Source organism: Pseudomonas sp. Colony2 (assembly GCF_019382755.1).
Classification (GTDB): Bacteria; Pseudomonadota; Gammaproteobacteria; order Pseudomonadales; family Pseudomonadaceae; genus Aquipseudomonas.
In genome coordinates, this window is the sequence record NZ_CP080030.1 from 6680098 (window position 1) to 6691693 (window position 11596).

Below are 11596 nucleotides of genomic sequence, written 5' to 3' on the forward strand. Positions count from 1 at the left end.
TTTTAGTCTTCCAGCAGCTCTTCAGCCTGACCCAGGATATTTTCCAGGGTGAAACCGAACTCTTCGAACAACGCTGGCGCCGGCGCCGACTCACCGTAGGTGGTCATGCCGATCACGCGACCTTCCAGGCCCACGTACTTGTACCAGTAGTCGGCGTGAGCCGCTTCGATGGCGATACGTGCGCTGACCTGCAACGGCAACACCGATTGCTTGTAGTCGGCGTCCTGGGCTTCGAAGACGCTGGTGCACGGCATGGAAACCACGCGCACGTTGCGACCTGCGGCCGTCAACTTGTCGTACGCCTGAACCGCCAGGCCCACTTCCGAACCGGTGGAGATCAGGATCAGCTCCGGCTCGCCGATGCAGTCTTTCAGCACGTAGCCACCACGGCTGATGCCTTCGATCTGCGCCGCGTCGCGGGTTTGGTGCTGCAGGTTCTGACGGGAGAAGATCAGCGCCGAAGGGCCGTCCTTGCGCTCGATCGCGTGCTTCCAGGCCACAGCCGATTCGACCGCGTCCGATGGGCGCCAGGTGTCCAGGTTCGGCGTGGTGCGCAGGCTGGTCAATTGCTCGACCGGCTGGTGCGTCGGGCCGTCTTCGCCCAGGCCGATGGAGTCGTGGGTGTAGACGAAGATCACACGCTTTTTCATCAACGACGCCATGCGTACGGCGTTGCGGGCGTATTCCATGAACATCAGGAAGGTCGCGCCGTAAGGCACCAGGCCGCCGTGCAGGGCAACGCCGTTCATGATGGCGCTCATGCCGAACTCGCGCACGCCGTAGTACATGTAGTTGCCGCTGGCGTCTTCCGCCGAGACACCTTTGCAACCTTTCCACAGGGTCAGGTTGGAACCGGCCAGGTCAGCCGAACCGCCGAGGAACTCAGGCAGCAGCGGGCCGAACGCGTTCAGGGTGTTCTGGCTGGCTTTACGGCTGGCGATGGTTTCGCCCTTGGCCGCCACTTCGGCGATGTAGGCCGAGGCCTTTTCAGCGAAGTCGGCAGGCAGGTCACCGGCCAGGCGGCGAACCAGTTCGTTGGCCAACTCAGGGAATTCGGCGGAGTAGGCCGCGAAACGCTGGTCCCACTCGGCTTCGACCGCCAGGCCGGCTTCCTTGGCGTTCCACTCGGCGTAGATGTCAGCCGGGATTTCGAACGGGCCGTGGTTCCACTTCAGCGCAGCGCGGGTCAGGGCGATTTCCGCGTCACCCAGTGGGGCGCCGTGGCAATCTTCCTTGCCTTGCTTGTTCGGCGAACCGAAACCGATGGTGGTCTTGCAGCAGATCAGGGTTGGCTGCTCGCTCTTGCGGGCGGTGTCGATGGCGGTCTTGATCTCTTCAGGATCGTGGCCGTCGACGTTGCGGATCACCTGCCAGTTGTAGGCTTCGAAACGCTTAGGCGTGTCGTCGGTGAACCAGCCTTCGACTTCGCCGTCGATGGAGATGCCGTTGTCATCGTAGAAGGCGATCAGCTTGCCCAGGCCCAGGGTACCGGCCAGGGAGGCGACTTCGTGGGAAATGCCTTCCATCATGCAGCCATCACCGAGGAACACGTAGGTGTGGTGGTCGACAATGTTGTGGTTCGGGCGGTTGAACTGCGCAGCCAGCACTTTTTCAGCCAGGGCAAAACCCACGGCGTTGGCCAGGCCCTGGCCCAGTGGACCGGTGGTGGTCTCAACGCCAGGGGTGTAGCCGTATTCCGGGTGGCCCGGGGTGCGGCTGTGGATCTGGCGGAAGTTTTTCAGGTCGTCGATGGTGACGTCGTAGCCGGTCAGGTGCAGCAACGAGTAGATCAGCATCGAGCCGTGGCCGTTGGACAGGATGAACCGGTCACGGTCGGCGAACGACGGGTTGCTCGGGTTGTGTTTCAGGTAGTCACGCCAAAGTACCTCGGCGATATCCGCCATGCCCATCGGGGCACCGGGATGGCCGCTGTTGGCTTTTTGCACGGCATCCATGCTGAGGGCACGAATGGCGTTGGCACGCTCACGACGGCTGGGCATCGCTGATCTCCTGGAGGTTGAATAAAAGAAACGGAAAAAAGGATCGGCATTTTCCCTCAGCCACGGCCCTCGGGGCAATGACAGATAGTCACTTGGGGGTGTTTTTCCTGCGGATTGCCTGGAGAAACCGCCCCCCGCTTCGTCCATGGGTTATAGCGGCTGCTTATAACCACCGATTATCGACCAATATCAAAACTTTTTGATATTGCCCTTGCGGGGTTTTCCCACCGTCACTAGACTGCTGGCCTTATGAACCTGAGCGCACCTTCCATTCGACCCGACGACAGCGACGAGCTGGCGGCCCTGTGCAAGGCCGGTGGCGATCCGTTGCGCCTGAATGTGTTGCGCGCGCTGACCAACGATTCGTTCGGGGTGCTGGAGCTGGCGCAGATCTTCGCCATCGGCCAATCCGGCATGAGCCACCACTTGAAGGTACTGGCCCAGGCCGACCTGGTGGCGACCCGCCGCGAGGGCAATGCGATTTTTTACCGTCGCGCCCTGCCCCACACCGAGCAACTGGGCGGCAAGCTGCACGCCGCGCTGCTCGAAGAAATAGACAGCCTGGCGCTGCCGGCTGACGTGCAGTCGCGCATCAGCCAGGTGCACGGGCAACGTGCTGCCGCCAGCCAGGACTTTTTCTCACGGGTAGCCGAGAAGTTTCGCGCCCAGCAGGATCTGATCGCCGGCTTGGCGCAATACCGCGAAAGCGTGCTGGCACTTTTGGACAAGCTGAGCTTCAGTGATGAGGCTACGGCGGTTGAAGTGGGCCCGGGTGACGGCGGCTTCCTGCCGGAGCTGGCGCGGCGCTTTCATCAGGTCACGGCGCTGGACAACAGCCCGGCGATGCTGGAGCTGGCCCGCCAATTGTGTGAGCGCGAAGCGCTGGGCAATGTCCACCTGCAGTTGGCGGACGCCCTGAATGACACCAGCCTGCGGGCCGATTGCGTGGTGCTGAACATGGTCCTGCACCATTTCGCCGCCCCGGCAGACGCCCTCAGGCAGATGGCGAACTTGCTGCAACCAGGCGGCAGCCTGTTGGTCACGGATTTATGCAGCCACAACCAGAGTTGGGCCAGGGAAGCCTGCGGTGATCTCTGGCTGGGTTTTGAACAGGACGATCTGGCCCGTTGGGCCACCGCTGCGGGACTCGTTCCCGGGGAAAGCCTCTATGTAGGTTTACGTAATGGTTTCCAGATTCAGGTCCGCCATTTTCAGCGGCCGGCTGGCGACACTCACCATCGGTAAATATCAGGAAAACATCGAGATGAGCGAATACTCCCTTTTCACCTCCGAGTCCGTGTCTGAAGGGCATCCGGACAAAATCGCCGACCAGATCTCTGACGCGGTGCTGGACGCCATCATCGCTGAAGACAAGTTCGCCCGAGTGGCGTGCGAGACTCTGGTGAAAACGGGCGTGGCGATCATCGCCGGCGAAGTCACCACCTCTGCCTGGGTAGACCTGGAGCAGATCGTGCGTGATGTGATCATCGACATCGGCTACAACAGCTCCGACGTCGGCTTCGACGGTGCGACCTGCGGCGTGATGAACATCATCGGCAAGCAGTCCCCTGACATCAACCAGGGTGTCGACCGTGCCAAGCCTGAAGATCAGGGCGCCGGCGACCAGGGCCTGATGTTCGGCTATGCCAGCAACGAAACCGACGTGCTGATGCCGGCACCGATCACCTTCTCCCACCAGCTGGTGAAGCGCCAGGCCGAAGCCCGTAAATCCGGTGCATTGCCATGGCTGCGCCCGGACGCCAAGTCCCAGGTGACCTGCCGTTATGAAGGCGGCAAAGTCGTCGCCATCGACGCGGTGGTACTGTCGACCCAGCACAACCCGGACGTTTCCTACGCCGACCTGCGCGAAGGCGTCATGGAGCTGATCGTCAAGCACGTGCTGCCTGCCGAACTGCTGACCAAGGACACCCAGTTCCACATCAACCCGACCGGCCAGTTCATCATCGGTGGCCCGGTGGGCGACTGCGGCTTGACCGGTCGCAAGATCATCGTCGACAGCTACGGCGGCATGGCCCGTCACGGCGGTGGCGCGTTCTCCGGCAAGGATCCATCCAAGGTTGACCGTTCGGCGGCCTACGCCGGTCGTTACGTGGCCAAGAACATCGTGGCCGCCGGCCTGGCCGAGCGTTGCGAGATTCAGGTGTCCTACGCAATCGGTGTGGCCCAGCCCACGTCGATCTCGCTGAACACCTTCGGTACCGGCAAGATCAGCGACGACAAGATCGTCAAGCTGGTGCGTGAGATCTTCGACCTGCGTCCTTACGCAATCACCACCATGCTCGACCTGCTGCACCCGATGTACCAGGAAACTGCGGCCTACGGCCACTTCGGTCGTACCCCTGAGCAGAAGACTGTCGGCAACGACACGTTCACTACGTTCACCTGGGAAAAGACCGACCGTGCCAACGACCTGCGTACTGCCGCCGGCCTGTAATCGTCCTACGGTGTACACAAAGCCCCGGCGTTCTGTTCAAACGAGCAGAAACATCGGGTAAAAAGCCTCGCGGTTGCGGGGCTTTTTTATGCCCGCAGGGATGGCTTAGGCTGGGCGCCCTTTTCAGAGCAAGGATGCTCATGATGACGTCACTTATGCGCTGGCTGTTTTTCCTTTTACTCAGCTTCTCGCCGCTCACTGCGTGGTCGCAGGAGTGCCCCGACTGGGAGGCCGATCACGCCCGGGCCCAGATCAGCACCCTGACGCAACAAATCCGCTTGTGGGATGACAGCTACCACCGGCTCGGCCAGTCATTGATCAGCGATGAGCTGTATGACCAGGCCAGCCAGCGCCTTGCCCAATGGCGCAGGTGTTTCACTCCCTCCGCCCCAGTCACGGACGACCCGCTGGGCAGCTCGCGGGGCACGACCGCCCACCCGACGCCCCACACCGGCCTGGAAAAACTGCTGGACGATAACGCCGTGCAAACCTGGCTGGGGACTCGCCAGGACGTGTGGATCCAGCCCAAGGTCGATGGCGTCGCCGTCACGCTGGTTTACCGCAAGGGCCGGTTGAGCCGGGTCATCAGTCGCGGCGATGGCCGGCTGGGCCAGGATTGGTCAGCCTCCGCCCGCCGGATTCCGGGGATCGTGCAGCAACTGCCCGAGCCCGTTGACCTGCTGTTGCAGGGCGAACTCTATTGGCGACTGAATGACCATGTGCAAGCTGCCAAAGGTGGCCTCGGCGCCCGCGGCAAAGTGGCCGGGCTGATGAATCGCCGGCAGTTGAGCGACGCCGAGGCCGCCAATATCGGTCTGTTTGTCTGGGCCTGGCCCCAGGGCCCTGATGACTTTTCCGAGCGGCTGAGCCAACTGGCGCAATGGGGCTTCACCGACAGCGGGCGCTACAGCCACCCGATCAAGGACATTACCGAAGCGGCGCACTGGCGCAGCTATTGGTACAGCCACCCGCTGCCCTTCGCCAGCGACGGCGTGGTATTGCATCAAGGCCAGCGGGTCCCGGCCGAGCGCTGGCGGGTCAGCGCGCCCTACTGGGCGGTTGCCTGGAAGTACCCGGTGGCCAAGGCATTGGCCCATGTGCGCAAGGTGCACTTCAAGATTGGCCGCACCGGGCGCATCACCTCCATCCTGGAGTTGGAACCGGTACTGCTCGATGACCGGAAGATCAGCCGGGTCAGTGTCGGTTCGCTGAAACGCTGGCGGGAACTGGATATCCGTACTGGCGACCAGGTCTCCATCAGCCTCGCCGGGCACGTCATCCCACGCCTTGACCGCGTCATCCTGCGCAGCCAGCCACGGGCCGAGTTGCAGGTCCCGCAGGCCAGGGACTTCCACCCCTTGAGTTGCTGGCAACTGGCCCCGGGTTGCGAAGAACAGCTGCTCGCGCGCCTGACCTGGCTGAGCGGCGCCCAGGGCCTGGCCCTGCCACACATCGGCCGCGAAACCTGGAACACCTTGATCCAGGCCGGCCTGATCGACGGCCTGCTCGATTGGTTAACCCTGGATGAGGCAGAGCTTGCTAACATTGATGGCTTCGGCGAACGCAGCAGTGCGCGTTTACTCGACAGCTTGCGCAGCGCCCGGCAGCGACCGTTCGCGCAATGGCTGATGGCCCTGGGAGTACCGCCCACGGCCCGCAACAATCTACAAGGCGGCTGGCAAACCCTGGCCGCCAGAGACACTCAAGCCTGGCTGGCCGAAGACGGCATAGGCCCGGGTCGCGCGGCGCAACTGAGCGCCTTTTTTCGCGACCCGCAGGTGCTGGCCTTGAGTGAAACATTACGGGCTGCCGGGATAGATGGTTTTTGACCTCTGCCCGACGGCATTAACCGGTGCCGGCAGAATTCATCCTGCCCACCTGATTGCGACCTTGTTTGCCTTGGAGCCTTTATGAAATTTCTTGCACCTTTTGCCCTGTTGACCGTCGCTACCCTTATGTCCGCGCCATTGCTGGCAGCCGAGGAAGCTGCGCCACTCACAGGCTGCGCCGCCAAGCGCGAGTCCATCAACACCCAGATCGAACAAGCCAAGGCCCACGGCAACAGTGAGCAACAAGCCGGCCTGGAAAAAGCCTTGAGTGAAGTCACCGCCAACTGCACCGATGCCTCCTTGAAAAAGGAGCGGGAAAACAAGGTGCTCGACGCCAAGCACGAAGTCAGCCGCCGTCAGGCTGACCTCGACAAGGCCATGAAGAAGGGTGACTCCGACAAGATCAACAAGCGCAAGGACAAGCTGGCCCAGTCACGCAAGGACTTGCAGGAAGCCCTGGACGAACTGGACAAGTAAGACGGCCTCAGTGATCGCGGAACTGTTTATGGCACGCGGTGCAGGCATCTTCGACTTTCTGCACCGCCGGCCCGAGGTTGCTGGCCTTGTAGGGCTGGACCTGGCTGGCGATCACCAGTTCACCGGTGGCCGTTTCAAGGTTTCGAGCCATTTCCTGGAAACGTGCCTGCTGCTGCCACACGTCGTCCTTGGCGCTGGTGTGGTCTTCTTCACGCACGCTCGGGAAATGTTTCCACGGTTCGTGGGACAACGCATCAAGCTTGACCGCGCCTTCGGCAAATTTGCCGCCGTCGAATGGAATGCGCCCACGCAACATGCCGCCCAGGTCTTCGCCGGTCTTGAGCATCTGCTTGAAAATGGCCTTGCGCTGGCCAAGGGGCGAATTCGGATCAACCCCGCCGCAGGCGGACAGTGTCAGGCAGGCCAGCAATACAACGGTCAGTCTTTTAAAAGTCATGATGGCTCAAGGTCACGGGAAACGGCGGCCAGTATCCTCGCCCCGCCCGCAAAGACCAATACCCCTATTAATAATAAGGGTTGCTCGAACGCCAGCCGATACGAGCAATCGCTTCAGGAATTTTGTGTATGAATACCCGTTTTAAGCCTTGGCGCCGCCTCGTGTGGGCCCTGCCAATGATCGCGCTGCTGGCCGGTTGCGACACCGGCAAGGACGAAAAAGCCAAGCCCCACGCCATTGCTACCTACGTCGGCGCCACCTGGGAAAACCTGCCGGCCGTGTCGGACAGCGACCTGCAAGCCGGCTTCGAATCCTGGCGCAGTGCCTGTCAACGCCTCAAGGCTGACCCGGTATGGGGCGCGACGTGCGCGGCATCGGCCACCGTGCCGTCGACCGCAGTGGCGATTCGTGACTTCCTCAAGGCCAACCTCGACGTCTACGGCCTGCGCTCGGCAGACAACAGCCCCAACGGCCTGATCACAGGCTACTACGAACCGGTTTACCCCGGCAGCCTCACCGAAACCGCAACCGCCCATGTACCGGTGTTCGGCGTGCCGGATGACCTGATCATCGTCAACCTGGAAAGCATCTACCCGGAGCTCAAGGGCAAGCGCCTGCGCGGTCGCCTGGAAGGCCGGGTACTCAAACCCTATGACGACGCCAGCACCATCAACCACCAAGGCTCCACCGCCAAGCCCATCGCCTGGCTGACCAACCCGATGGACCTGCAATTCCTGCAGATCCAGGGTTCGGGTCGTATCCAACTGGCCGACGGCCGCCAATTGCGGGTGGGTTACGGCGACCAGAACGGTTACCCGTACCGCCCCATCGGCCGCTGGCTGGTGGAGCAGGGCGAGCTGAAAAAAGAAGACGTGACCATGGGCGCCATCGCGGCCTGGGCCAAGGCGCATCCGCAGCGTATTCCTGAATTGCTGGCAAGCAACCCCAGCTACGTGTTCTTCAGTGCCCGCCCCGACAGCAACGAAGGCCCCCGTGGCTCGCTGAACGTGCCGCTGACTGCGGGGTATAGCGTTGCGGTGGATCGCAAGGTGATTCCGCTGGGCAGCCTGTTGTGGCTGTCGACTACCCGACCGGATGGTGCGCCGATTGCCCGCCCGGTGGCCGCGCAGGACACCGGCGGTGCAATTACCGGCGAAGTGCGGGCCGACCTGTTCTGGGGAACCGGTGATGCCGCTGGTGAGTTGGCGGGCAACATGAAGCAGCAGGGCCAGATCTGGATGCTGTGGCCCAAAGGCGCAGCGTTGCCAAAAGTGCCGGACGCGCCGACAGGCACCTGAAGAACACCAAGGTCTATGTGGGAGCGGGCTTGTGTGGGAGCGGGCTTGCTCGCGAATGCGGTGGATCAGTCGATACATCCGGTGACTGACACACCGCATTCGCGAGCAAGCCCGCTCCCACACTTGAACAGTGTCAGGCTTCAGATCGAGACGAAGAAGAAGCTCGCAATCAACGCCATCCCTACCGCCCACACCACCGACCGCAGCATCGCCCAGTCCGCCAGGTAGCAGATGATGTAGAGCAACCGGCTGGTGATGAACAGCACCGCCAGGACGTTGATCGTCACCAGCGACGCAACGCCAGCCAGATGGGCAATGATCACCGCCGCCGCAAAGGCCGGGGTCACTTCGAAGCTGTTGAGTTGCGCACTGTGGGCGCGCTTGGCAAACCCCTCGAGGGTGTCGAGGAACGCCCGCGGGTCATGGTTCTGCCGGGGCCCGAACTTGCCGCCGCTGAACTTGGCCACGCCCGTGCACAGGTACGGCAGAAAAATTGCGATCAACACACACCAGAAAGCGACTGTCATAACCCATTCCTTTTTTAGTTTTATCCGACGGTTAGAGTTTCATCACGAACATGCCGATCAGCACCAACCCACAGGCTATGAGCCGTGGGCGGCCGAAAGGTTCTTTCAGGTAACGCATGCCGAACAGCACCACCAGGATCACGCTGACTTCCCGCAGCGCAGCGGCTTCGGCAATCGAGCCCAACTGCATGGCCCAAAGCACCAGAGCGTAGCTCAACAACACGCACAACCCGACACTCAGCCCCAGCCTCCACTGCGTGCGCCAGAACAGCCCGAACGCCGCCCGTTTGCGCACCATCGCCAGCAAAGGAAACGGCCATGCGCTTATCAGCGTCAGCCACACCAGGTAGTCCAGCGGGTGTGACCAACGGCGCAATGCCTGGCCATCGAGGAAGGTGTAGCAACCGATACACAGGCCGATCAACGCCACCACCGGCAGCATCGACCAGGGCAACCGGTCGCCACCGCCGCCCTGCCACAACAGGCATAGCATGCCGAACGGGATCAGCAGAATGCCGAGAATCTGCTGGGTACTGAGCACCTCACCGGCAAACACCAGCGTCAGCGCCAGCACCACCAAAGGCGACAAGCCGCGCATCAATGGGTACACCAGGCCCAGGTCACCCACGCGATAGGCCTGGATCAGCAGGTAGCGGTAGAGCAACTCAAACAACGCCGAGGCGATGATCCACGGCCAGATTTCCAGTGGCGGAAACGATACAAACCCCACCGCCAGCACCACAAACAGCAATGCCACCGTGTCCATGCACGCGATGACCAACAGGCGCTCGCCGCTGAATTTGATCAAGGTGTTCCACGTCGCATGCAACAACGCCGCTACCAGTACCAGAGCTGTTGCGATCACGGTGACTCCCCAGTCATAAAAAGCGGAATTGATTCGCCATATTTCAGCACCTGTTTATACTAAAGCCGACCACGCCGCACTCAGTTGCGCAAAGACCTGGACCAATAAATTTTTGCCGCTGCCCGATCTTCGCCGATCCGGGCGTCGGCATGCGTATGCCTGATCAGAGCGCCGCGATTACCGAAGGAGATCCTCGCCTGCCGCTCGGCGCCTGGATCGGCGGGATGGTGGCGGCGGCACTTTTGTTCATCGACCTGCAACGTCGTCGCCTTGCTGCGGTCAACGTAGCCAACTGATAAATGTGTTCTGTGTGGGAGCTGTCGAGCTTTAGCGAGGCTGCGATACAGGCGCTGCGGTCTTGCAGCCTCACCCAGGTGATGCCATCGCAGCCTCGCTGGGGCTCGACAGCTCCCACATATGATCTCTACTCACTCCTCCATCCAAGGACCCCGGATGCTTGAACTTGTCGCTGCGTTTATTTGCCTCACCACCCTGCTCACGTATGTGAACTACCGCTTCATCGGCCTGCCGCCCACCATCGGTGTGATGGTCACGGCACTGATGTTTTCCCTGCTGCTGCAAGGCTTGAGCTTTATCGGCTACCCCGGCCTTGAAGAGCGCATCCAGCAGTTGATCGGCCAGATCGACTTCGGCGACCTGCTGATGAACTGGATGCTCTCGTTCCTGCTGTTCGCCGGCGCCTTGCACGTCAACCTGAGCGACCTGCGCAGCTACCGCTGGCCCATCGGCCTGCTCGCCACCTTCGGCGTATTGATTGCCACGGTGGTGATCGGCAGCCTGGCCTTCTACATCTTTGCCCTGTTCGGCTGGCACGTGAGTTTCCTGTACTGCCTGCTGTTCGGCGCGCTGATTTCCCCCACCGACCCGATTGCCGTACTCGGTGTGCTGCGGACCGCCAATGCGTCGAAACCGCTGAAAACCACCATCGTCGGCGAATCGCTGTTCAACGACGGCACCGCGGTGGTGGTGTTCACCGTGTTGCTGGGCATCGCGCAACTGGGCGAGACGCCTACGGTCGGCGCCACGGCCATGCTGTTTGCCCATGAAGCGATTGGCGGCGTGGTGTTTGGCGGGCTGATCGGCTACATCGTGTACCTGATGATCAAGAGCATCGAGCAGTATCAGATCGAAGTGATGCTGACCCTGGCCCTGGTGATCGGCGGCTCGGCGATGGCCACTGAACTGCACGTCTCGGCACCCATTGCGATGGTGGTGGCGGGCCTGATCATCGGCAACCTCGGCCGCAAGCTGGCGATGAACGACATGACCCGGCGCTACCTGGACGGCTTCTGGGAACTGCTCGATGACATGCTCAACGCCCTGCTGTTTGCGCTGATCGGCATGGAACTGCTGCTGTTGCCGTTCAACTGGCTGCACGTGTTGGCCGCCAGTTTGCTGGCCGTGGCAATCCTGTTGTCACGCCTGCTGACGGTGGCCCCGGCGATCCTGCTGCTGCGCCGCTGGCGCACGGTGCCCCGCGGCACTATCCGCATCCTCACATGGGGCGGCTTGCGCGGCGGGGTTTCCGTGGCACTGGCCCTGGCCCTGCCACTGGGCCCGGAGCGTGACTTGCTGCTGAGCATCACCTACATCGTGGTGCTGTCCTCGATCCTTTTGCAGGGCTTGAGCATCGGCAAGCTGGTCAAGCATGTGACCAAGGATGAGCC

At 61.8% G+C, this 11596-nt stretch carries 11 protein-coding genes; 7 read left to right on the top strand and 4 right to left on the bottom strand.

The window, feature by feature from the left end:
- Positions 1-2: 2 nt before the first annotated feature.
- Entirely contained in the window at positions 3-2000 is a 1998-nt protein-coding gene (tkt, locus tag JV201_RS27315; protein ID WP_102370080.1) for a transketolase, read from the bottom strand.
- A gap of 249 nt (positions 2001-2249) precedes the next feature.
- Between tkt and JV201_RS27320 the strand changes: the two genes are divergently transcribed.
- The 4 genes from JV201_RS27320 to JV201_RS27335 all read left to right on the top strand — a co-directional run bounded on the left by JV201_RS27320 (position 2250) and on the right by JV201_RS27335 (position 6761).
- Positions 2250-3245, top strand: coding sequence for a metalloregulator ArsR/SmtB family transcription factor (locus tag JV201_RS27320; RefSeq protein ID WP_003216864.1), 996 nt, complete (start codon positions 2250-2252; stop codon positions 3243-3245).
- A gap of 19 nt (positions 3246-3264) precedes the next feature.
- Positions 3265-4455 (top strand): methionine adenosyltransferase, encoded by a 1191-nt coding sequence (gene metK / locus JV201_RS27325; protein ID WP_003216863.1) that lies wholly within the window; start codon positions 3265-3267, stop codon positions 4453-4455.
- A gap of 143 nt (positions 4456-4598) precedes the next feature.
- Positions 4599-6284 (top strand): NAD-dependent DNA ligase LigB, encoded by a 1686-nt coding sequence (gene ligB, locus JV201_RS27330; protein ID WP_257903272.1) that lies wholly within the window; start codon positions 4599-4601, stop codon positions 6282-6284.
- Positions 6285-6365: 81 nt separating this feature from the next.
- Positions 6366-6761 carry a DUF1090 domain-containing protein gene (locus JV201_RS27335; RefSeq protein ID WP_134327451.1) on the top strand — a complete coding sequence of 132 codons (396 nt, stop codon included), beginning with the start codon at positions 6366-6368 and terminating at the stop codon, positions 6759-6761.
- A gap of 7 nt (positions 6762-6768) precedes the next feature.
- Here the strand turns inward: JV201_RS27335 and JV201_RS27340 are convergent, their stop codons facing one another.
- Complete coding sequence (locus tag JV201_RS27340) at positions 6769-7218, bottom strand: cytochrome c (RefSeq protein WP_008434083.1); 450 nt, start codon at positions 7216-7218, stop codon at positions 6769-6771.
- Positions 7219-7346: 128 nt separating this feature from the next.
- Here JV201_RS27340 and JV201_RS27345 point away from each other — a divergent pair, with 128 nt between their 5' ends.
- The gene (locus JV201_RS27345) at positions 7347-8516 is read left to right on the top strand and encodes a murein transglycosylase A (protein ID WP_177009109.1); all 1170 of its coding nucleotides are present in this window, start codon (positions 7347-7349) and stop codon (positions 8514-8516) included.
- A 140-nt stretch (positions 8517-8656) separates the two neighbouring features.
- Here the strand turns inward: JV201_RS27345 and JV201_RS27350 are convergent, their stop codons facing one another.
- Positions 8657-9043 carry an MAPEG family protein gene (locus JV201_RS27350; protein ID WP_003216858.1) on the bottom strand — a complete coding sequence of 129 codons (387 nt, stop codon included), beginning with the start codon at positions 9041-9043 and terminating at the stop codon, positions 8657-8659.
- 31 nt (positions 9044-9074) lie between these two features.
- A complete protein-coding gene (locus JV201_RS27355) occupies positions 9075-9908 on the bottom strand; it encodes an EamA family transporter (RefSeq protein WP_063026578.1) in 834 nt (277 codons plus the stop codon).
- 149 nt (positions 9909-10057) lie between these two features.
- Between JV201_RS27355 and JV201_RS27360 the strand changes: the two genes are divergently transcribed.
- Entirely contained in the window at positions 10058-10204 is a 147-nt protein-coding gene (locus JV201_RS27360) for a hypothetical protein (protein ID WP_173406112.1), read from the top strand.
- A 157-nt stretch (positions 10205-10361) separates the two neighbouring features.
- Positions 10362-11596: sodium:proton antiporter (locus JV201_RS27365; RefSeq protein WP_219406247.1), on the top strand; the 1235-nt coding region annotated here is incomplete at its 3' end.